The sequence below is a fragment of the Hyunsoonleella sp. J2K-J805 genome (assembly GCF_057167125.1).
Genome location: NZ_CM169901.1, coordinates 2,061,358 through 2,084,866, shown reverse-complemented (window position 1 = coordinate 2,084,866; position 23,509 = coordinate 2,061,358). Strand labels below are relative to the sequence as shown.

21 protein-coding genes and 1 pseudogene are annotated in these 23,509 nt (G+C 34.8%); 14 read left to right on the top strand and 8 right to left on the bottom strand.

Going from position 1 to position 23,509, the window contains the following annotated elements; genetic code table 11:
- Positions 1-100: 100 nt before the first annotated feature.
- The 7 genes from AC1B0Z_RS09300 to AC1B0Z_RS09270 all read right to left on the bottom strand — a co-directional run bounded on the left by AC1B0Z_RS09300 (position 101) and on the right by AC1B0Z_RS09270 (position 7,749).
- Positions 101-607, bottom strand: coding sequence for an OmpH/Skp family outer membrane protein (locus AC1B0Z_RS09300; protein WP_483791696.1), 507 nt, complete (start codon positions 605-607; stop codon positions 101-103).
- 38 nt (positions 608-645) lie between these two features.
- Positions 646-1,662, bottom strand: coding sequence for an OmpH/Skp family outer membrane protein (locus AC1B0Z_RS09295; protein WP_483791695.1), 1,017 nt, complete (start codon positions 1,660-1,662; stop codon positions 646-648).
- A gap of 179 nt (positions 1,663-1,841) precedes the next feature.
- Positions 1,842-4,484: a BamA/OMP85 family outer membrane protein gene (locus AC1B0Z_RS09290; protein ID WP_483791694.1), complete on the bottom strand. Its 2,643-nt coding sequence runs from the start codon at positions 4,482-4,484 to the stop codon at positions 1,842-1,844.
- Complete coding sequence (locus AC1B0Z_RS09285) at positions 4,456-5,196, bottom strand: isoprenyl transferase (protein ID WP_483791693.1); 741 nt, start codon at positions 5,194-5,196, stop codon at positions 4,456-4,458. The genes AC1B0Z_RS09290 and AC1B0Z_RS09285 overlap by 29 nt, the downstream gene beginning before the upstream one ends.
- Positions 5,196-5,882: a type IX secretion system protein PorG gene (gene porG, locus AC1B0Z_RS09280; protein ID WP_483791692.1), complete on the bottom strand. Its 687-nt coding sequence runs from the start codon at positions 5,880-5,882 to the stop codon at positions 5,196-5,198. Before porG ends, AC1B0Z_RS09285 begins: the two co-directional genes overlap by 1 nt.
- 319 nt (positions 5,883-6,201) lie before the next feature.
- Positions 6,202-7,086 carry an NAD kinase gene (locus tag AC1B0Z_RS09275; protein ID WP_483791691.1) on the bottom strand — a complete coding sequence of 295 codons (885 nt, stop codon included), beginning with the start codon at positions 7,084-7,086 and terminating at the stop codon, positions 6,202-6,204.
- A 3-nt stretch (positions 7,087-7,089) separates the two neighbouring features.
- On the bottom strand, positions 7,090-7,749 hold the full coding sequence (locus AC1B0Z_RS09270) for a CBS domain-containing protein (protein WP_483791690.1): 660 nt from the start codon (positions 7,747-7,749) through the stop codon (positions 7,090-7,092).
- Between the two features lie 88 nt (positions 7,750-7,837).
- On the opposite strand from AC1B0Z_RS09270, the gene AC1B0Z_RS09265 reads away from it, so the two are divergent.
- From AC1B0Z_RS09265 to AC1B0Z_RS09200, 14 genes and pseudogenes are all read left to right on the top strand, one after another.
- Positions 7,838-8,551, top strand: a complete 714-nt coding sequence (locus tag AC1B0Z_RS09265) for a pyridoxine 5'-phosphate synthase (protein WP_483791689.1) — start codon at positions 7,838-7,840, stop codon at positions 8,549-8,551.
- 83 nt (positions 8,552-8,634) lie between these two features.
- A complete protein-coding gene (locus AC1B0Z_RS09260) occupies positions 8,635-9,402 on the top strand; it encodes an alpha/beta fold hydrolase (RefSeq protein ID WP_483791688.1) in 768 nt (255 codons plus the stop codon).
- Between the two features lie 15 nt (positions 9,403-9,417).
- Entirely contained in the window at positions 9,418-9,765 is a 348-nt protein-coding gene (locus AC1B0Z_RS09255) for a phage holin family protein (RefSeq protein WP_483791687.1), read from the top strand.
- 129 nt (positions 9,766-9,894) lie between these two features.
- On the top strand, positions 9,895-11,223 hold the full coding sequence (gene tig, locus AC1B0Z_RS09250) for a trigger factor (RefSeq protein ID WP_483791686.1): 1,329 nt from the start codon (positions 9,895-9,897) through the stop codon (positions 11,221-11,223).
- 133 nt (positions 11,224-11,356) lie between these two features.
- Positions 11,357-12,031, top strand: a complete 675-nt coding sequence (gene clpP / locus AC1B0Z_RS09245; protein ID WP_130937273.1) for an ATP-dependent Clp endopeptidase proteolytic subunit ClpP — start codon at positions 11,357-11,359, stop codon at positions 12,029-12,031.
- 72 nt (positions 12,032-12,103) lie between these two features.
- On the top strand, positions 12,104-13,336 hold the full coding sequence (clpX, locus tag AC1B0Z_RS09240) for an ATP-dependent Clp protease ATP-binding subunit ClpX (protein WP_483791685.1): 1,233 nt from the start codon (positions 12,104-12,106) through the stop codon (positions 13,334-13,336).
- A 157-nt stretch (positions 13,337-13,493) separates the two neighbouring features.
- A complete protein-coding gene (gene pth, locus AC1B0Z_RS09235; protein WP_483791684.1) occupies positions 13,494-14,120 on the top strand; it encodes an aminoacyl-tRNA hydrolase in 627 nt (208 codons plus the stop codon).
- Between the two features lie 393 nt (positions 14,121-14,513).
- A complete protein-coding gene (locus AC1B0Z_RS09230; protein WP_483791683.1) occupies positions 14,514-16,157 on the top strand; it encodes a hypothetical protein in 1,644 nt (547 codons plus the stop codon).
- A 12-nt stretch (positions 16,158-16,169) separates the two neighbouring features.
- Positions 16,170-16,667 carry a hypothetical protein gene (locus tag AC1B0Z_RS09225; RefSeq protein WP_483791682.1) on the top strand — a complete coding sequence of 166 codons (498 nt, stop codon included), beginning with the start codon at positions 16,170-16,172 and terminating at the stop codon, positions 16,665-16,667.
- Positions 16,668-16,955: 288 nt separating this feature from the next.
- Complete coding sequence (locus tag AC1B0Z_RS09220) at positions 16,956-17,999, top strand: hypothetical protein (RefSeq protein WP_483791681.1); 1,044 nt, start codon at positions 16,956-16,958, stop codon at positions 17,997-17,999.
- A gap of 27 nt (positions 18,000-18,026) precedes the next feature.
- Positions 18,027-19,156 (top strand): IS3 family transposase gene (locus AC1B0Z_RS09215; protein WP_483791680.1). Its coding sequence is split into 2 segments (ribosomal slippage): positions 18,027-18,288 and positions 18,288-19,156, totalling 1,131 coding nucleotides; the frame shifts between segments, so codons are not numbered across the junction.
- 55 nt (positions 19,157-19,211) lie between these two features.
- Positions 19,212-19,598: a hypothetical protein gene (locus AC1B0Z_RS09210; RefSeq protein WP_483791679.1), complete on the top strand. Its 387-nt coding sequence runs from the start codon at positions 19,212-19,214 to the stop codon at positions 19,596-19,598.
- 216 nt (positions 19,599-19,814) lie between these two features.
- Positions 19,815-20,333 (top strand): hypothetical protein, encoded by a 519-nt coding sequence (locus tag AC1B0Z_RS09205; protein WP_483791678.1) that lies wholly within the window; start codon positions 19,815-19,817, stop codon positions 20,331-20,333.
- A gap of 239 nt (positions 20,334-20,572) precedes the next feature.
- Positions 20,573-20,791, top strand: a pseudogene (locus AC1B0Z_RS09200) (aminoacyl-tRNA hydrolase); the annotation flags it as partial.
- 10 nt (positions 20,792-20,801) lie between these two features.
- Here the strand turns inward: AC1B0Z_RS09200 and AC1B0Z_RS09195 are convergent.
- Positions 20,802-23,447, bottom strand: a complete 2,646-nt coding sequence (locus tag AC1B0Z_RS09195) for a reprolysin-like metallopeptidase (protein WP_483791677.1) — start codon at positions 23,445-23,447, stop codon at positions 20,802-20,804.
- Between the last annotated feature and the right edge of the window lie 62 nt (positions 23,448-23,509).

Sequence of the window (23,509 nt, the reverse complement as noted above, 5' to 3'; positions counted from 1 at the left end):
TCAGGATAAGTACAACTAATTTTATTAAAAATTAGTTGTACCAAATAAAAAAGCTGCTTCAAAACGAAGCAGCTTAAAGTAAGTTATTTGTGCGGGTAGATTAAATTCCTAATGACGCTTTTACGTCGACAAGTAAATCTTTACCATCTGCCATAATCATTACACTTTGGGAAGAGTCCAATACATATTCAAAACCTTGGGCTCTAGCTACTTTTAAAATAGCTTCTCTAGCTTTTTCGGTAATAGGCTTAAGTAAATCAAACTCTTTTTTTTGTAGGTCCTGTGAAGCTTTTTGCTGATACTCACGGATACTTTGTTCCATTGTTTGTACTTCCTTTGCACGATTTGTATTTTCTTCCTTTGTTTTTGTAGCCGCTTCTTTATCATAAAGCTCTACTTTCTTTTGGAATTCTGCTCCTAAACTTTGCAGTTCAGTTTGGTATGTTTTAGAAAGTGTTTCTAATTGCGCTTTGGCTTCTGCCATTTCTGGCATAGCTTGAATTAATTCTTGGGTGTTTATATGTGCAATTTTGCTTTGTGCCCCAACAAAACTTATCATACCTATACATAAAGCAGTTGCGAATAAAATTGATTTAAAATGTTTCATTTTCAAAATAGTATTAATGTGTTATAATTTTAAGTTTATTAATTGTTGTTTATGCTATCTCTAGCTTTTTTCTTTTCTTCTAGGACCTTTTTACGGTCTTCTAATATTTTCTTTTTCTTTGCTTCAAGTGCTTTTTTACGGGCTTCCCTATCTGCTAATTTCTTTTTTCTGTTTTCTTCAATAAGTTGCTGTCTGGTTTTTGTTTCAGTTTCCTCACTTTTTGAAGTTTCATCTTGTTTAGTAGCTTCGTTTTCTGTTTTAGCTGCCGTTTTGTTTCTGGCTTCTAACTTAGCTTGTTTTGCTTTTTCACGTTCTTCAAGTATTTTTTGACGTTTCGCTTCAGCTTCTTTTTTCTTTGCTTCGCGTGATGCTAATATTTCCTGTCTACGCTTTTCAACTGCACTTTCCCTAGCAGCTTTTTTCTCTTCTAGAGCTGCCTCTCTAGCTTCTTGTTCCTCATTAATTTCTGGAACGGTTTCCTCTTCCTCAGCTGCTTTACGTTGCGCTTTGTTTTGAGCTTGTCTTCGTTTTGAAGACCTGGTAATAGCTCTTAAAACTTGATCGCTAATATCAAATCGCTCAGCGGAATACAGCATCACTACATCGGCCGATTTATCAAAAATAAAATCGTACTTTCTACTAGCTGCCATATCTTGCACTGCTGCAAATATCTGATCCTGAATGGGCTGCATCAACTGTTTTTGTTGAATTACTAAATCTCCATTTGGTCCAAATCGTTTTTGCTGGTAGTCTAGAATTTCTTTTTCTTCAAAAGTTATATCTTCCTCACGCTCTTCAATAAGCTCGTTGGTCAATAATACTTTTTCGTTGCTTAAGTCTTTTCGTTTCTGTGCAATTTCAGAAAGCTTAGCCTGAATTTCGTTTTTCCATTTCTGCGCTTTATCGTCCAATTGAGACATCGCTTCTTGGTATTCTGGCACATTTTCTAAAATATATTCTGTGTCAATATATGCAATTCTCACACCACGTTGCGCATGTACCGAAACACTTAGCATAACTACTAATGTCAATAAAAAAAGAACGTTTTTTTGCATCTGTGTTATAGTTTAGTTTATAATTTATAAATTCTAAAAACGACAGATGATTTCATTTTTTCCTGCCACTCCTTTGAATTGTATCTTCAAAACTAACGAAATTTAATCTTAAAAATTTTAATTCTCATTCAAATCATCAAACTGTTATTAGAAAATATCGTGCCAAAGTATTTTTTCAACTAAAATTGCTGTCCAATTATAAAGTGAGTTTCCCATGCGCCGCTAGACCCAGGTTGTCCAGGAATATCGTCGAAACGACGTCCAAAATCGATTCCCAATAAACCAAACGCAGGCATAAAAATTCTCACCCCTAAACCAGCTGAGCGTTTTATGTTGAAAGGATTAAAATCGCGAAAGCTATTATAAGAGTTTCCTCCTTCTAAGAAGCCTAAGGCGTAAATTTTTGCAGATGCTTTTAGTGTAACGGGGTAGCGCAGCTCTAAAGAGAACTTGTTATAAATGCTTCCGCCATCTTGCGGGGAAAGCGATTGGTTAGGGTAACCTCTTAATTGCACTATTTGCCTGCCATCTAGCGCAAAGTTGCCTAAACCATCACCACCAACAAAGAAACGCTCAAAAGGTATCACGCCTCTATCGTTATTATAAGCTCCCAAAAAACCAAATTCTATACTTGGTCTTAGTACTAAATCATTTTTTCCTGCTTTAAGAACAGATGTATACCAATCTGCCGTAAAGTTTACTTTGTAAAATTCTAACCAGTTGAAACGTTCTTGATCAATTTGACTTAATCGAGCATCTGCATCTGCGCGTTGTGTTTCAGTACTTGAGGCATCTCTTAAAATGGCATTTTGATCGTTTCGCTCGTTAATTAGTGCTTCGTAATCTACACCGTCAAATAAAGACCATGGGGGCGAAAATTTTGCGGTGAGGGCGAAATTAGATCCCCCTGTTGGGAATATAGGGTCTATCCGTGTATTGTTTCTAGTTAAACCAAAAGTGTAAGAAAGGTTTTTTGAACTACCATCGCCAAAGCTAAATAATGGTGTGTTAAAGTTATTTAAGTCATATACTTGATAACCTAAAGCTTGTGATAAGGTGAAAAAATTATCAGGTACTGTTAAACGTTTAGCTAATCCTAAAGTAATACCTGTAATGTTAAAACTTCTGCTCCTGTCTGGTCTTCTGTTTCTAGCTCTTGGGTCAAAAGCATTAAACTGAAATTGTTTAGTATGTGACAGAGAAACTGAGAACTGTACGGGGCGTTTACCACCCAACCAAGGCTCAGAAAAAGAAAAACTATAGGTTTGGAAAAACTGGCTTGCTTGTAAACGAAGCGATAAGCGTTGGCCGTCTCCCATAGGTACAGGTTGATAAGCCTCTTTATCAAAAAGACCTTTCATAGAGAAGTTGTTGAAGGATAGCCCTAAAGTACCTATAAAACCACCGCCGCCATAACCACCTTGCAATTCAATTTGGCTGGAGCCTGTTTCCTTAACAGAGAATTCCATGTCAATGGTACCTTCATTAGGGTTGGGGTTTTGAAAGTCCGGTGATATTTCTTGTGCATCGAAAAAACCTAATTGCCCTAATTCCCTTACTGTGCGTACCACATCTGCCTTACTGTATAACTGTCCAGGACGTGTGCGCAATTCTCTATAAATTACGTGATCGTTTGTTTTGTCGTTCCCAACCACTGAAACATTATTAAAATATGCAGGTTTCCCTTCTGAAATTCTAATTTCTAAATCAATAACATTCTCATCAGCGCTAACTTCAACAGGGTTTATGGATGAGAATAAATATCCATTATTTTGATATAGGTTGGCAATATCATCACCATCGGGTTTGGTGTTATCCTGTATGCGTTTTTGGAGCATTACCCCGTTATAAGTGTCTCCTTTTTTTATACGAATATACCTATCTAGTTGTGCATCGGTGTAAACGGTATTACCTATAAAGCTGATATTTCCAAACTTATAAAGATCGCCTTCTTCAAGTTTTATGTGAATAGAGATGGTTTTGTCATCATTCACAATGATGCTATCTGAAATTATTCTAGCATCTCTATATCCGTTTTCAGCATATTTATCTACCAAGCTAGAAAGATCTGCCTGATATGCGGAGTCTATAAATTTTGATCGTTTTAGAAAGCGTAAACGGTTGATTTTCTTGGTGCTTTTCATAGCCTTTCTAAGCACTTTTTCTTTCAATGCGGAATCGCCTTCAAAAATAATGTCCTTTATTTTTACCTTCTCACCTTTATCAATGGCTACTACCATATTTACTCTGGCTTTATCCAGAGTATCCTTAACCTCTATAGTATTGATGTTTACCTTGGTATTATAAAACCCCTTTTTCTTATACTTTTTCTTTAGGAAGTTTTTTGTCGTTGTGATAAGGTTTTCAGTTACCTTTGCACCTTTTTTAAGCTTGTTGTCGGTAATTATGCCTTCAACTTTACTCTTTTTAACCCCAGTAACTTTTACATCAATTAATTGAGGTAAGTCGGATAAACGAATTTCAAGGAAAGCTTCATTACCTTCAATATTTTTAAGGTAAACCTCAATATCACTAAATAGTTTCGAGCCCCAAAGCTTTTTGATGGCATTAGCGATGTCCTCACCAGGAATTTTAATTTCAGTATCTTTTCTTAAGCCTGAATATGCTATAACCGTTTGTTCGTTAAAGCTTGTATTACCAGATACAGATACACCTCCTATAGTGTAGGTTTTACCATTTTCAAATTCAATATCCTGTGCTTGAAGTGTAAAGCTAAGTGCAATAAATAATATTGCAATACATTGTTTTAGGTGAGTTTTCAATAGAAATGTATTAGCTAAGTTGTTCACTTGTTTTCCCAAATCGTCTTTCTCTTTTTTGATATTCTATAATAGCTTTATACAAGTCTTCTTTTGTAAAATCTGGCCAAAGTACTTCTGTGAAATACAGTTCGGCATAAGCTATTTGCCAAAGCAAAAAATTACTAATACGTTTTTCGCCACTAGTTCTGATAAGCAAGTCTACGTCTGGTAAATTTTGCGTGTAAAGATGCTTATTTATAATTGATTCGTCAATAGCCTCGGGCGAAATTATGTTATTTTTAACTTTATTGCTAATTTCTTTAACAGTGTTTAGCAATTCTTCCCTAGAGCCGTAGCTTAATGCTAAAGTCAAGGTCATTCTTGAATTATTCTTAGTGGCTGCCATCACTTCTGAAAGTTCTTTATGAACCTTTGATGGGAGCAGATTTAAGTTGCCAATAGCCGATAGCTTTATATTGTTATCTTGAAGTGTTTTTATTTCCTTTTTTAAGGATGATATTAACAACTTCATTAAGGTTTTAACCTCCAGCTTCGGACGATTCCAATTCTCTGTAGAAAAAGCATAAAGTGTTAAATTTGGTACACCTATTTCTGCTGAAGCTTCTACAACTTGCCTCACCGATTTTGTGCCATTTTCATGTCCAAAAGCACGTATCATACCCTTTTGTTTTGCCCAACGCCCGTTACCATCCATAATAATAGCAATGTGCTGTGGTAAAGCTTTAAGTAGTATGTTGTCTTTTAAATCCATTATTCAATACAATAACACGGGTTTTGCCCAAATGTGTAAGTTAAGGTTATCCCTGTAAATGTATACCAATCATTGTTGTTTATATTGCCAAAACGGAATTGTTGCCTAAAATTAGCATCAGGTTCGCTTCCATCAATTTCATCAGAAAACGTGTAACGCACTCCAACTTCCATGCCTAATATAAAATTATCAATCAAGCGCATTTTAAACCCTAATACCATTGGTATACCATATGCCCAACTTTCACTATTTTCTGAGGTTTGTACATCATTAAAAAAGAAATAGTTGTCATGTCTTGCAATGCTTAAACCTGTGTACAAATATGGTGTTGCAACAGGTTTGCCATTATGTAGGTTGAAATCCATAAAGGTAAACTCCATTCCGGCGGAAACTTCAAACATGCTGTTATTAAAGCTATAACCGCGCTGTTGGCGTCTTGGGTCGTCAGAGTTTAAATCTATACCTTCCAATTCGGTAAACATTATTGAAACCCTGTAGGAATGTCTCGCACTTCTGTTCCATTTGTAGATAGCTCCAAATGCAGCTTGATTTGGAGAAATATAATCTGTTGCACCAACATCACCAATAAAATTACTACCCCCCGCAAATATACCAATTTCATTGATTTGAGAGAAGCTAAGTTGAAATGTTAACAAGCTAATTATTAATAGGTTTACGTGCCGCATAGCTATTTAAAGTTTGCAAATATAATAAATAAGATGAGCCTATTGCAATTTGAATTGAATAGTATCAACGTAAAACAGATTTTATACCGAATTATTGTTTATGAATAGAGAATAGATTTTTGGCGTTGCCCCGCTCGGTCGCTAAGGTGGTTACTGAGTTTATCGAAGTATCCCTCAATCCCTAACGGGTTGCTATCTGCTAGCTTTAGTATCTTATCCTAAATTTAGTTTTATCTACACATTAATTACTACTAAAATCACATTTACTATCTTTCAATCGGTTTAGGAGTTCCTCACTTTCGGGGGTTAGTAGGGGCAGTTAATTTCGGTTATCCTCTCCCCACAACATTTTTTTACGAAGTGTTTTTAAAAAGCTCTCGTCAAGTAAATCAATCATTTTAATTTTAAAGTCGGCTTTTTTAATTTTTATAATCGTACCATTATCTAAAGTTGCAATTCTGGAGTCTAACGAAACCAAATGTTGCTCTTCACGACCGTCAACTTTTAATTGAATTTCGGTAGAATCGGGAATTACCAATGGTCTTGCGCTTAAATTATGTGGAGCAATAGGCGTAAGCACAAAGCTGTTGGCGCCAGGTGTTATTACGGGGCCACCACAGCTTAGGGAATAGCCAGTGGAGCCTGTTGGTGTTGATACAATTAAGCCATCACTCCAATATGAGGTAAGATATTGCCCGTCAAGAAGTGTTTCAACAGTAATCATGGAAGTAGTATTTTTACGGCTAACGGCTATCTCGTTTAAGGCAAAGTTTAAGTCCAAAATATCATCATTTTCAGGTGACGTTTCTACAGTGAGTAAGCTGCGTTCTGAAATTCTATATTTACCGTCAATTATATTTTGTACTGCTTTTTCAATATCCTCAACCTGAATTGTTGCCAGAAATCCTAATCTTCCGGTATTAATGCCAACAATAGGGATGTCTAAGTTCATCACAAAGGTTATAGCTCTTAAAATAGTGCCATCACCACCAATACTTACCAATAAATCGAATGATTCGTCCAGGGATTTAAACGTTTCAAACGTACCATAAAAATCTCTTTTTGTTGAAACAGATTTTATGAGTTCCGAAAATTCAGATTCTATATAGACTTCCACATCTTTTTTTGCAACGTAGTTAAGTAGTGTGTCTACAGATGTAAGTGTGTACTTATTATTAAAGCGTCCAAAAACGGCTAACTTCATACATTAAATGTTTAAATACTTTTTTAAATAGTCCGACCGTTCTTTTAAATTCTGTGTAAAACTATCTTCCTCATGTCCTGATGCAATATTGTAGCTGTAACGCCTAAACGTTTGAATAATATTATTAAGACTGGTGTTTCCAATTTTTAAGGTAACTTGAACAATATCATTTTTCATTTTCGAAACAAACGCTCCGAGCAATTTTCCGTTGTTAGACTCTACAATTTGGCTTATCTCGCTAAAAGAATAATCATTAATGCCTTTTTCAACCACTAAAACACCTCCAGCTTCATTAAAAAATGGGGATTCGTTAAAAAGTCCTATCACATCATTAAGCTCATAATACCCCAGATAATCACCTTTTTCATTCAAAACAGGCATAATATTAGCCGAGTTTTGGGCAAAAGCTTCCAAAACGTCTAGCCACATGGTGCTTTCTCTCACATAAAAATCCTCTAAACTATACAGGTAGTCGCTTACCAATTTGTTGCCATCAAAACAATGCACATCAGTCTCAAAAAACGTACCTGCAAAAACACCGTTTTCATCCTGAATAGGGATATGCGAATAGGTTAGCTGGTTAAAAAACTCTTGCAACTCACTTATTTTACTGTTAGTTTTTACTGGTTTTATGTCGTTTATAATAAATTCTGAAAGTCTCATGTGCACTATTAATTACATTGCAAATTAATCAAAAAAAACCTACCTAAGCCTGTTCTAGTTTGTATTTTTGTACTTTAAAATTGATTAAATGACAAAGTTAAGTGTAAATATTAACAAGATAGCTACATTAAGAAACTCTAGAGGTGGTGATGTGCCAAATGTGGTACAATTTGCAAAAGATGTACAGCGTTTTGGTGCAGAGGGTGTTACTATACACCCAAGACCAGACGAACGCCACATACGTTACCAAGATGCAAGAGATTTAAAACCTGAGGTGTATACGGAGTACAATATTGAAGGTAATCCCATAAAATCATTTATGGATTTGGTATTGAGTGTAAAACCTACGCAAGTTACATTGGTGCCTGACGCCGAAGATGCCATAACAAGCAATGCAGGTTGGGATACTATAAAACACAAGGATTTTCTAATTGATGTAATTGCAGAGTTCCAAAAGCATGGGATTAGAACATCTATTTTTGTCGACCCGATTTTAAAACAAATTGAAGGAGCTAAAGCAACAGGAACTGATAGAATTGAACTGTATACTGAAAGTTTTGCACATCAATATAATTTGGGAAATAAAGATGGTATTTTACATTATACCGAAAGTGCTATTTTGGCAAACGACTTAGGTTTAGGGATTAATGCGGGGCATGATTTATCATTAGATAATATTCAATTTTTCAAAGAAAATATTCCAAATCTGTTGGAAGTTTCTATCGGGCATGCTTTAGTTGCAGAGAGTTTGTACTTAGGCATTGAGAATGTAATTCAAATGTATTTAAACAAATTAAAGTAGAACTATTGGTGACTGAGGCTCTCGAAGTCACCTCATGATTAATAATTTATGGTTTCGAGAGCCTCAGCCAGAAAAAAAGCTTTATGATTTTACATTCAAATATATTAGGGGAAGGACAACCGTTTGTGATTCTACATGGGTTTTTAGGCATGGGCGACAATTGGAAAACTCATGGTAAAAATCTTGCTGAGTTAGGATACGAAGTGCATTTGGTAGATCAGCGCAATCATGGGCATAGTTTTCATGACGATGCTTTTAGTTATGAAGTGTTAGCAGAAGATTTAAAACACTATTGCGAAGTAAAACGCTTAGATAAAATTATTTTACTGGGGCATTCCATGGGTGGGAAAACAGCAATGTTGTTTGCAACCGAGTACCCAGAACTGGTGTCAAAATTAATAGTTGCTGATATTTCTCCAAGATTTTATCCTGTGCACCATGATGCAATTTTAAATGGACTAGGCGCACTGGATTTTGATAGCATTAAAAGTAGAGGAGAAGCCGATAAAGCTCTAAGCGACTATGTTTCAGATGTTGGCACACGTCAGTTTTTATTAAAAAATTTGTATTGGGTAGAGAAAGGACAATTGGGGCTTCGCATAAATTTAGAAGTATTACAAAATGAAGTTGCCGAGGTTGGAGAAGCACTACCAAGTTATGCAAGATTTGAAAAAGACACCCTGTTTTTGCGTGGCGATCGGTCAGAATATATTGGAGCAGATGATGAAAGGATTATAAAAAATCATTTTTCAAATGTTGAAATAGTAACTATTTTAAATGCAGGACATTGGTTGCATGCAGAGAATCCTAAGGCGTTTTTTGAAGCTGTAATAAATTTTGTAAATTCATAGTCAAAACTAAAAATCATGAACTTAATTTTAAAATTATTACTAAATGCTGTTGCAGTTCTTGTATTAGCAAATATATTAACAGGCGTAAGTGTAGATGGTTATGTGTCTGCAATTATTGTAGCATTGGTATTATCAATTCTAAATCTTTTAGTAAAACCATTATTGGTTATTTTAACTTTACCAGTAACCATTATAACGCTTGGGTTATTTTTATTAGTAATTAATGGGATAATTATACTTTTAGCCGATAAATTTATAGATGGTTTCTCAGTAGCAAATATTTGGTGGGCAATATTATTCAGCGTTTTATTATCTATACTACAATCTCTTTTGCAGTCTTTCTTAAAAAAAGATAAAAAATAGGCTCAAAATCAAGCAATTAAAAACTTTGTTGGGATGTAAAAATATACTAATTTTGCATCCCAATTTTAGTTAAAAAAAATTTGGTGTAAAACCCATTTATAAAATGCCTTTTAGGCTAATAGCATTACAATGAATATTACAAGAGAAAACTTAGATGCATTAAACGCGGTAGTAAAAGTAGATATCGCTAAAGAAGATTATAGCGAAAAAGTAGAGAAAATCTTAACAGATTATCGTAAAACTGCCAACATTCCAGGGTTTAGAAAAGGGCATGTGCCAATGGGAATGGTAAAAAAACAATACGGTAAAGCAGTATTGGTTGATGAGGTAAATAAGCTTTTGCAAGATGCATTAAACAAATACCTTACCGAAGAAAAATTGGATGTTTTAGGGCAACCATTACCAAAACCACAAGATGATATAAACTGGGATGAAGATGGTTTTTCTTTTGAATTTGAATTAGGATTAGCTCCTGAGTTTGATGTAAAGCTAAAAGGTAAAAAAGCAATTACACATTACAATATTGTTGCTGATGATAAGATGATCGATGAGCAGATTGAGCGTATTCAAAAACAATATGGAAAATTAGTGTCTCAAGACACCGTTGAAAAGGATAGTGAAATAACAGGTGCTTACAAAAACGAAGAGCGCGACATTGACAATACAGTAACGCTTACTTTAGATAAATTTAAAGGAAAAGCAACTCCAAAGAAATTTATTGGTGCCAAAGCAGGAGATGTTATTACGTTAAAAACAAAAGGATTGTTTGAAGATGATCACGATTTAATGCATGCTTTAAAAGTAGAGCATGACGATGCGCATGGTTTAGATATTGAGGTAACATTTACCATTTCTGAAATCAACAAAAGAGAATTGGCAGATTTAGATCAAGAGTTGTTTGATAAATTGTTCCAAAATAAAGAAGTGACTTCGGTTTCAGAACTTAAAGCTAAAATAAAAGACGATGCTGAAAAGCAATTCAAACAGCAATCTGACCAAAAGTTGTTGAATGATGTTACTGAATATTTAGTAGACAGTACAAAATTTGATTTACCAGCAGAGTTTTTAACAAAATGGATGCAAACAGCAGGTGAAACTGAAATGGATGCTGAACAAGCTAAGGAAGAATACGAGAAATCCGAAAAAAGTTTACGCTACCAGTTAATTGAAGGTAAATTAATTCAGGAGAATGATATCCAAGTTACTATCGAAGATATCAAAGGGCATGCCAAAGAAATGATCAAAGCTCAAATGGCACAGTTTGGACAAATGAATCCATCAGATGAAGAGCTCGAAGGTATTGCAGCAAGAGTATTAGGAAATCAAGAAGAAGCACGTAGAATTTCAGAGCAATTAATAAGTCAAAAATTAATTGAATTGTATAAAGAAAAAGCAAACTTAAAGGTAAAGGAATTGAGTTACGAAAAGTTTGTTAAAGAAGTATACGGCGACAAATAAATCAAATAATAATTCATTATATTTATGCGCTTGAACCCCTCGGGTTCAAGCGCATTTTATTTTCATTAAACCATTAAAATTATTTCATACTGATGTAAGTCAGGATATTAAAAATAAAAAGATATAGCTTATTATGGATTACGCTAAAGAGTTCGAAAAATTTGCAACCAAAGATCAAGGTATTAGTAGTACATATTACAACAAAATTATAAGTAGTATGTATCCTACTAACCTAACTCCGAATATTATTGAAGAGCGCCAAATGAATATTGCCATCTTTGATGTGTTCTCACGATTGATGATGGATAGAATCATATTTTTAGGAACGGGTATAAACGATCAAGTTGCAAATATTATTCAAGCCCAGTTATTGTTTTTAGAAAGTGTTGATGCTTCTAAAGACATACAAATTTACATCAACTCTCCAGGAGGAAGTGTGTATGCAGGTTTAGGTATTTATGATACCATGCAATTTATTAAGCCAGATGTTGCTACAATTTGTACAGGAATGGCAGCCTCAATGGGTGCGGTATTGTTGTGCGCTGGAGAAAAAGGAAAGCGCAGTGGTTTAACCCACTCTAGAGTAATGATTCATCAGCCAATGGGCGGTGCGCAAGGTCAAGCAAGTGATATTGAGATTACGGCTAAGGAAATCCTAACACTAAAAGAAGAGCTTTATAAAATCATTAGTAAGCATTCAGGTCAAGATTACGACAAAGTATATGAAGATAGTGATAGAGACTATTGGATGAAAGCCGATAAGGCGAAAGAATACGGCATGATAGACGAGATATTAGCTAGAAACTAAAAAAAATCGTACTTTTACAAGTCATAAATATAAAAAGTGAAGTAATTTGCTTCTCTCAAATTTAACTGATTAATGGCAAAAGAAGAATTAGAATGTTCGTTTTGTGGCCGGAAAAAGCCAGAAACAAATTTATTAATCGCTGGCTTAGATGCGCATATTTGTGATAGGTGTATTGAGCAGGCACATGGAATTGTTGTTGAAGAATCCAAACAAAACGACACTAATGATTTATCTGCAGAATTAAAGCTAAGAAAACCACAGCAAATCAAAGCGTTCCTTGATGAATATATTATTGGTCAGGAAATGACAAAAAAGGTCATGTCTGTCGCTGTTTATAATCACTACAAGCGTTTATTGCAACCACCAACAAACGATGATATTGAAATCCAAAAGAGTAATATCATAATGGTTGGGCAAACTGGTACAGGTAAAACATTGATGGCAAAAACAGTAGCCAGAATGTTAAACGTACCCTTGGCAATTGTTGATGCCACTGTGTTGACAGAGGCAGGTTATGTTGGAGAAGATGTAGAAAGTATTCTAACACGTTTGCTTCAAGCTGCGGATTATAATTTAGAAAAAGCTGAAAAGGGTATTGTATTTATTGACGAGATAGATAAAATTGCACGTAAGAGTGACAACCCATCTATTACACGAGATGTTTCTGGTGAAGGTGTGCAACAAGCATTATTAAAGTTGCTTGAAGGAACTATAGTGAATGTTCCACCCAAAGGCGGAAGGAAGCATCCAGACCAAAAGTTTATCGAGGTGAATACCGAAAATATTTTATTTATTGCTGGTGGTGCTTTTGATGGTATAGAACGTGTTATTTCTAAACGCTTAAATATGAAAGCGGTTGGTTATGCTGCTTCAATGTCTGATGAAATTATCGATCAGAATAATTTGTTGCAGTACATTATTCCTAAGGATTTAAAAGATTTTGGCTTAATCCCCGAAATCATCGGAAGACTCCCAGTATTAACGTACATGGATCCTTTAGATGCGAAAACTTTGAGGGCGATATTAACTGAGCCAAAGAATGCCATAATTAAGCAATATAAGAAGTTGTTTGCAATGGACGATATTGAATTCACCATTACAGATGGTGCGCTTGGTTTTATTGTAGACAAAGCTATTGAATATAAACTAGGAGCTAGAGGACTACGTTCGTTATGTGAAGAAATTTTAACCGATGCTATGTTTGAATTGCCCAGTAGTAATGACAAAAAACTGAATGTTACCAAAGTTTATGCAGAAGACAAGTTAACAAAAACTACACTTAAAAAACTCAAAGCCGTTTCTTAATAAACAGATTTATAAATTAATATAAGCATTCTAAATTTTATTTAGGATGCTTTTTAATTAAACTATGTTTAGAATAGTTAAAACGCATTCAAAATATTAAGTTGAATTAATCCCGCTTTTTTGCGGGATTTATTGTTTTATATTTGTGCTAAAAATTATGTGCAGGTTTTTGTTAAAGTTATTTAAATCTAAAAAACCAAAAGAAGATCAAGACCCTATGAAGAAATATTTAATTGTTGGTTTAGGAAATATTGGTGAAAAATATGCTGAGACACGACATAATATTGGGTTTAAGATTTTGGATTTTTTTGCTAAAAAAGTAGATTTTTCTTTTGAAACACAAAAACTTGGGGATGTGGCTACTTATAAATTGAAAGGACGCACTTTTATTTTTCTAAAACCTAGCACGTTTATGAACCTAAGCGGTAAAGCCGTTATCTATTGGTTAACAAAAGAAAAAGTACCTTTAGAAAACCTGTTAATAATTACTGATGACTTAAACTTACCTTTTGGAAGCATTCGGTTAAAAACCAAAGGAAGTGATGGAGGTCATAATGGATTAAAAGATATTCAGGAAAAACTGAATACGACCAAATACAACCGTTTTCGGTTTGGTATAAGTGATGCGTTTAGTAAAGGCAGACAAGTAGATTATGTTTTAGGAGAATGGAATGATGATGAAATAGAAAAACTTCCTGAGCGTTTAGAAACATCGGTAGAATTGATAAAATCTTTTGCTCTAGCTGGAGTAAATACTACTATGAACAGCTTTAACGGGAAGTAACTGTTGCCCCTATGAAACTTGAACACTTGTCATTCCGCACTGTTCCACTGAGCGCCGTCGAAGTGTGATGCGGAATCTACTTCATGGCAAGCCTAACTATTTTAAAAAACACGTTTTATACGGTTTTCCCGTAATACCAAAACCGTTTTTCGCCAAAAAAGTAGCTTTTTTACGATTTCACCTTAGGAAATTAATCTTGTTATTTGTAGGTTTATGACATCATTCTCTCTTAGACTTCTAATAGCATAGCTAAACACAATAATCCATTCTATAATTTAATTTTATGACTTTTAACTTCTCAAACCTCAAACCTCAAACCTCAAACCACAAACCACAAACCACAAACCACAAACCACTGCCCTTTATCGTTTATTAACTGCACTTACAATACTATTGCTAGTTAATAGTTGTAACAACCAAATCCACGAAACAGATGATGATGCGCTGCATATAGAGGAGCGTATGTTCTCTAAGATAGATTTTAGCACCTTTAAAACTAAAGTAGCAGGCAAGGACTTGGATGGTATGGACATTAAGAGTTACGTCACCAAACGCACTGTGCCATTGGGGCAGTACCGTCTTACCTCACAATCACAAGATTTTGTGTTAGGTATAGACTCAACAGAGGTGCTCATGGCACAAAAAGGAAGTACGACTGCATTTACGTTCAAGGCGCAAACCGAGAACATGTCTAAAACCACAAACTACATTTTGGCCTATAATAATGAGGCGGTAGATGAGTTTTATATTACTTACGATGATAATGGAAAAGGAGAGTTAATAGATCCTAAAACAGGCGGTGAGGTTTCTAGAAATAGTTATTTCTGCCCAATAGCTAAAACAGTGGTTTTATGCAATTGTAAAGATCATACATTAGATAGGTGTGGGGGTTGCTCTCAAGGCTATCGAGCTGGTACAATAATTGGTTATGAACCCTGTGGTAGTGCCGGTGAGGCAACAGGGGGAGGTGCGCCTCCAACAGATGGAGGAGGCGGGGAATCTTCTGGTGGAAATACTGGAGGAGGCTCAACAGGAGATGGGAATAATTTACCAATAGACAGTGAAATCTTTACCCAACAGCTAAAGGAAAGCGATATTACCAGAAAGATATTTGAGTGCATAGGGTATAAGGCTTCAGGTACACCTTATGTAAACAGTCTGTCTGAAGGTGATAGGAATAAGGTGGCTGCTTATATCTTTGATAAGGGTTGTGAGGGCAATACAGATTTTATAAATGCTGCTGTGGAAGCTTTTGTTGAAGATGGTGAGGTGTATTTTGAGGATAATGTGATTTTAGAGAGTACGTTTGTAAAAAACCAAAAAGCAAATTGTATTTATGATAAACTTAAACAATCGGTTAAATTTAAAACACTCTTTTTAGATACTTTTGGGGATAATGAAAAGTTAAATGTGACCTTTAAGGTGGTAGATAATATTGATCCAATTCCACCGTCAACGGTTTCACCTAGTGGAACATGTCAAGTTTCTCGTAAAACAAATTCAGCTACAGGTGAGACAACAAGTTTTAATGCAACAATTAAAATTAACGAAAGTAAAATGGGTGTTAGTGCAATTTCTTTAGCTAAAACGATTTTGCATGAGTCGCTACATGCTTATCTTTCAGTAAAACAGTACAAGTGTGGTGGCACAACTTTTGATGAAATTAATGATAAAGATTTGAGTGAGTTATTGAATTTATATTTTTCAACAGCCTGCCCTCTTCAATCTGACCATGACTTTATGTTTGATTATATGTTACCAACTATGGCAGGAATTTTATCGGAAATAAAAGATGATTTAATTCCTCAAAGACATCAAGAAAGTTTGAAAGATTATAGATTTATAGATGAAAACAACCCAAGTGGATTAGAACTCTCTTGGAACTGGAATCAATTTTTTGAATATTTAAGTATGGAAGGTTTACAAAATTCGGATGCGTTTCAATTTGAGATGTTACCAAATACATCTCCAAGATATAAGAATTTTCAAAGCTATAACAACATAGGCAAAATGTTTAGCAAAACCTGTACAGATTAAGTTAATGTCAAAATGAAAATATCTTTAATATTAAGTTTTTTTTTAATTGTTGTAATAAACTTTATTGGTTATTCGCAGAACTTGGAAAAAATAAAGAAAAACAAAGTTTTATTTGTAGTTCATAATGGAATAAACGGAAACTATCAGTCTAAAAGAGTTAATAAAGCTAAGAATCCTATTAGTGATTTAGTTTTTTACACCTTTTATGATGCGGGGAATGACTCAAATAATTTACAGCCTACACAAATAAGTCTTGTTTTTTCATATTACGAAAACTTTGATGAGAAAATAAATGACAAACCTGTACCTCGATTTTTTATTCATAAAAGCTTTTTAAAAAAGAATAAAGATATTCTGGTGACGGGGAAATTATTGAATAAGATTGGGTTTGTGTCTGCTTTAGAATTGTTTGAAGAAGCAAAAACTATTTTCTTAATTGATAAGAGTGAAATTCAAGATTCTGAGGTTCTAATAAAGGAAGTTAGATACTCTCCTCCTATTACAGAATGAAATACTGTAATTAATTATAAACGCATATCAAAATGAGAGCTACGAATGTAATAATTAAATCAATTTAATTATTATGATATTTATTCTCTAGAAAATATTGAATTATTAGAAAGGAATTGGCGAGAAAAAAACAAACCTAAATTGATTAAAAAATACGGATTTCCTTATCCCCCTGCTAGCGCTCGACTGTGTCGAGCGCCTGTAAATAGGCATAAAGCACTCGTTTCAAACGAGCGCTAGCGAGGGGAGGTTTCTAGAAATAGTTATTTCTGCCCAATAGCTGAGACAGTGATTTTATGTAATTGTTACGACCATACATTAGATAGGTGCGGGGGCTGCCCCCAAGGGTACCGTGCTGGGACAAGAATTGGTTATGAGCCCTGTGGTAGTGGTGGCGAGGCTACTGGAGGAGGTGCGCCTCCAACAGATGGAGGAGGCGGGGAATCTTCTGGTGGAAATACTGGAGGAGGCTCAACAGGAGGTGGGAATAATTTACCGATAGAGAGTGAAATCTTTACCCAACAGCTAAAGGAAAGCGATATTACCAGAAAGATATTTGAGTGCATAGGGTATAAGGCCTCAGGTACTCCTTATGTAAATAGTTTGTCTGAAGGTGATAGGAATAAGGTGGCTGCTTATATCTTTGATAAGGGTTGTGAGGATACGGATTTTATAAACGCTGCAATAGAAGCCCTGGCAGATGATGCCGAGGTGGATTTTGGCAATAAAATAATTTTAGATTCAACTTTTGTAAATGATCCAAAATTAAAATGTGTATACGAAAAGTTAGTAAAGGATAATAATCCTCTTTTCAAGAATACAGTTGGTTCTTTTGTTGATAATCCTAAGTTCAATTTAACTTTTAAAAAAGGAAATTGTGCAGGTACAAACGATCAGTGTACTGATACCAGTGATCCAAATAATATAACAATCATATTTGAAAGTGTTGAATCCCCAATTGAAATAGCACAAGCAATTCTTCACGAAGCAATACATGCTGAATTGGCTAGGTATGTTGCTCTACATCAAGATGGAGTTGATACTAATGAATATCCCAGACTATTTGAACTTTACAAATTTTATGGAGAATCTAATGTTCCCGAAGAACACTTAGATCATCCCTATATGACGATTTATTTTATTAATCCAATAACAGCAGCTTTAAGGCAGTTTGACAATAATAGTTATCCTTTGGATTATTATAAATCAATAACATGGGATGGTTTAAGAAAGTGGGATGTTAATAATGTACTTACTGAAGACTTGGACGATGAATATCAACAGTATAGACCCTGTAAGCTTCCCATAAAACCGAACTGTTTAAAAGTATAAAAATAGTTTTAACTTTAAACAGTAATTATGAGAAGAAGTAAATTTTCACCGCAACAGATTGCAAAGATTTTAAAGGAGTTCGACAATGGTAAAAGTGTCGATGAAATTAGCCGTGAACACGGTGTGAGTTCTGCGGCTTTTTACAAGTGGCGTTCCAAATATGCAGGAATGAATTCTAAGGAACTCAAAAGGCTCAAGGAGCTTGAAGAAGAAAACCGCAAGCTCAAGCAGATGTATGCTACTCTGGCACTTGATCATCAAATGGCTAAGGAGATTATCGAAAAAAAGCTATAAAGCCCTGTCGTAAAAGAGCAATTACCAAAGAACTTATTCATTACGGCATTAGCAGGGCGTGCCGTGTTTTAGGGATGAGTAAGAGTGTCTATTACTACAAGCCATTGCCCAAGGACGATACGGCTATAGAACAGGCTTTGCAACAAAAAGCAAAAGATCACTCAGAAGAGGGGTTTTGGAAGGCCTATGATCGCCTAAGAGAGGAAGGTAAACCTTGGAATCACAAAAGAGTGCATCGTGTTTATGTAGCATTGGGGCTTCCATTGCGAAGAAAGGTTAAGAAACGTCTGCCTACTAGGGTTAAAGAGCCTTTAGAGGTTCCAAATGAACTGAACCATACTTGGAGTATGGATTTTATAACAGATGTCTTAGAGAACAAGAGACGCTTCAGGGCATTCAATATCATTGATGATTTTAATAGAGAGGCACTTCACATAGAAGTTGATTATTCATTGACGAGTAATCGTATTGTCTGGGTACTGAATCATTTAATTAACAAAAAAGGGAAGCCTCAACGCATACGGATGGACAATGGCCCAGAGTTTATAGCACATATCACAAATGATTGGAGCCAAATGCACGAAATAGAGTTTACGTATATTCAACCAGGTAAACCCACACAAAATGCATTTATAGAACGCTTTAATGGTTCTTACAGGCGAGGGGTTTTAAACAAATATATTTTTGAAGACCTACATCAAGTACGTGAGCAAACCCAAATCTGGATGGATGATTATAACCATAACAGACCACATGATAGCTTGGGGAAAATATCACCAGTGAAATATGCAAAGCTTAATTCCTCTGGGGCTAGCCCCAGAGGAATTAAAAACAAATTAAATAATGTAATTTTGGAAAAATAAGCAGTTCTAATGAAGGGAAGCTTACATTTCTGCACAACAAAGAATTCATTATGAAATGGACTCTATCTATTTAAGATTAGAAGAGGATAATTTTAAAATTCTCAACAAAAAAAACCATATTGAGTTTAATATCGATGGAAAAGCTATTGTCATATTTAATAAAGATAAAAAACCAGATACTTTAGAGACTATCCATTTAAAACACCTCTCAATTATTAATATAGATAGTGTTGAAGCTAAAGTTGAAAATTTTAGAGTCAAAATGGAAGGAAAGCTACCAATAAATCAAGATGATAAATTATTTCAATTTTATAACAAAAACGACATTTTTCAGACTTTTGTAATTAAAAAATTTAAAGGAATTTATATTGTCTATCCAGTATTTTGGAAAAACGAAAGAGAAATGGAAATTAACACTAGGTTTAGGGTCAATAAGAATTAGGTAGATATTTTTCTCTCCCCCGCTAGCGCTCGACTGTGTCGAGTTCTGCTTTAAAAATAAAAGAATCTTATTTTTGCTTGTAGTGCCAAAACATAAAAGATCATGGGTTTGGTTCTTTCTTTTTTTTATTGTATTGAGGCACTCGTTACAAACGAGCGCTAGCGTGGGAAGACCAAACTGTGAAATATAGAAATTTTGAAAGCTATGCTAGTACATATGGTAAAAACAGATTTGAGAAAAATTGTAAAGAATAGTCTGAAAATGAAAAAATATTTTTTTTGTATTATTTTGATCTTATTACTTTGTTCTTGTAAATCAAATATTGTTTTCGATATCAAAAAACATAGTGAAGTTATTATTGTATTACATGAGGCTTCTAACGTAAAGACAAAAGACTGTGATTATACTAATAGCAAAAACTTGACAAGACCTTATTGTAAATATTATTTCTACTTTAACCCCATTACTTCCATAGTTTTAAGTTATAGTGAATACGAAGATTTTGATAAAGAGTATTATGAACAACCAATGCTTTATTTTAAAGTAAACAAGAGTTTTTTAAGAAAAAACAGAGATATTATACTGACAAAAGAGAAAATGTTAAAGCTTGGTCACGAAAAAACTTTAAAACTTATAGATAATGCTAAACACATATTGTTGATTGATGAATCTGAAATAAAACATAGAAAAGCTGTTATAAAAGAAGTTAAACACCTTTATATAGCAGAAGAATAAATGATGTTATTACTTTAATAATAGTAATAACAAGTAAAATAATTTAGTGTTAAAATGAATTGTGAAATAGAAAACTAAAATATAACCAAGTGTTATAAACCTTATATAACGGCACTTGACTCTGTTGAGTGCTTCATTTTATAGAAATAGCCTCCGCTAGCGCTCGACTGTGTCGAGTGCTGACTATAAAACTAAAAAGTGTGCATTAAGTACTCGTTACAAACGAGCGCTAGCGAGGGGATATTCAGGAAAAACTGAATACGACCAAATGCAACCGTTTTCGGTTTGGTATAAATGATGCGTTTAGTAAAGGCAGACAAGTAGATTATGTGTTAGGAGAATGGAATGCTGATGAAATTGAAAAGCTTCCTGAGCGTTTAGAAACATCGGTAGAATTGATAAAATCTTTTGCCTTGGCGGGCGTAAATAATACGATGAATAGCTTCAACGGGAAATAAGGAAAATTGCTTATTTCACTACAATTCTTCTTATATCTGTACTGGTCTCATCTTGCAGACGCAAAACATACATTCCTAATTGAATACCATCGAGTGTTACAGTCTCATCAAGTCTAGACGTTTGTTCGAATTGTTCCTCATAGACTAATCTACCCCTCACATCAAATAGTTCCATTTTAATGTTTTTGTTAGCATGGGGGGTATCTATTTTTATCATAAACTCACCAGTATTCGGATTAGGAAATATTTTAACATTTTTAAAGGAAAATTCGGTGATTTCCAACGCTGTATGAGTGGTTTGGCAAACCTCAATAAACCAAGAATTTAAGATGCCAGTATCTCCTGGTTGAAAATCTCCTAGTCTAATCGTCCAATCTCCGGCAGTACCTTCGCCATTAAAAATTTCTAGTAAGTCATTTAAAGATTTTTGGTATGAGTTATTGTCAGAATTAAAACAATTAAAAGCCACAGCGTCATCATCAAAAACAGCAATAATATCTTCTTCAGAATCACAATCACTCGAAGTTTTTAGTATTACTGTTGTATTGTTTGGGCTTACAACTTCAATCCCTAAATCACCAATATAACTGTGGGTAATATTCATGCCAATGTTAATATCTGTTATAATTGCATCATCTGGTATATTTATCACATGACTTTGTGTAAAAGCTCCAGTATTATCATCAATATTAATAGCTAAATTGTTTGAAGAATTATACTGCGTACATGTGGAGTTAACTTCAAAGTCAATAGCAAAATCTTCAGAATTAATGGCAAAGAAATTGTTATTGGTAGCTTCAATCATTAATCTGCATTCTGGCGAAGGTGAGTTTGGTACAGTAAGCTCATAGTTACCATTGTTAGGGATATTGCTCACTATTTCAATATAAGTTTCGCCGCCATCAGTAGATAATAAAATATTTACGTTTGATGCTCCTGGTAAAGTATTGGTATTGTTTACATCCCAAGTAATGGTTTCGGTACTTCCGCTTGACCATGAAATACCAGTGGTATTTTGGGAAGTAATTTGGAAGGGACCAAAGTTTGGGTCAAAAGTAACACGTACATCATCGTGAATATTATTCGCACCATTAGGTTTATTGTCTCTAACGGTTAACCTAAAATCTACAGTCCTACCCACATTAGGAACTTTTTCCCATTGGTTTGCATTTACTCCAAATGTTAAATCGGACAAGTTTGGAAAGTATCTCGTAGGACTTGTCGTGGGAGGAAAAGATCGTACCAAAACAGCATCATCACTTCCCAAATTTGGATTAGGGTAGGCGGTAGCCGCATTATTCTCGTCAATTTGCTCCCAGCAATATGTGATGTTGTCTCCATCAGTATCTCCACCTGTGCCCGTTAGCTTAAATGCAGTGCTGATAGGAAGCGTTAAATCACTTCCTGCATCGGCAGTTGGTGTCGTGTTTCCTGTGTTGGTTTCAATTGCGCACGACGTAGTTTTTATAAAATTTGTGACTTGCTCTATGGAAATTCCGTGAAAGTAAGGATCGCTGTTTAATTGTATGTTTGCCGAAGCCGCAATACCGGCATAACCCATTACTGTAGTGCCACTACCCGGTTCCATTTGCACATTTGTGCCCTCGTTACCGTCATGTGTCCATGTATGATTTGCTCCAAATTGATGTCCAATTTCGTGTGCTACTAAATCGATATCAAAATTAAACCCGTCAGGTATATCATCGGAAGCATATGCGCTGCCTTTAAGTCCAGTTGTGCAAACACAGCCGATACATCCGGCATTGCCATCAAAACCTATTGCTGAGATTAAGTGCCCAACATCATAATTGGCATCACCTATTTCAGTGTCTAGGGTTCCTTGAACTTCAGAACCGTAATTGTTAAATCCAGAATAAGGATCGGTAGCGGCATCAAGATATATTACATTGTCATTGTTAGCAGCAAGCTGTAGAGAGACATTAAAATCGTTTTCAAAAACGGCGTTTACATTGGTTAGTGTTGCTGCAAGTGCCGCATTTACTAAAGGCAGTGTGCCTCCATGAAAATCAGAATATTCTCCAGTAACTGAAATGGCTATCGTATACAACCTGTTGATGCTATCGTCTGCATCTTTCAAACTACTACTCTTGTTTGATGCTTCAAAAAAGCTATCTATAGTTCTGCAGTTAAACCCTTCTTTTTTGTCTAAACTAGATTTGCTCAGAACTGTAAATTGTGATGTATTTTTAGCATCGGGCTGAAAAACCTCCGCTTTCTCCTTGCCTAAGATAATGCCAGTTAACCCTTTGTATGGAGAGAGGCTAAACCTTAAATACCCTGTTGGGGAATCAATACCATACCCAATATATGATCTGATTTCGGGATATTTAGCTTGCAACTCTGGATGCATCACTGATGCTTCAACTATTCGATACCTTTCTAAAATGCCTTTTAAATTTGGGAAACCAATTATAACATCTGATGCCTTAGTTTTATTTTTATTAGAGGCTTTCTCTAACGCGGCACTCAATGTGTTATAATCAAACTGATATGTTGAATGCGATTCTGAAGTAGTTTTTAATGAGCTTGATTTTTGCTGATATTTTCTTTTCACAAAGAAGTTATCTTGCGCAAAAGCTGAAAAACTAATTAAAAATATGGTTGTTGCAAAAACATAATGTAGTTTTGTTTTCATAACTAAAAAGGGGTCTTTTAAACGCAAATCTAGCTTATTTTAGCGACATTAACAATTCCAAA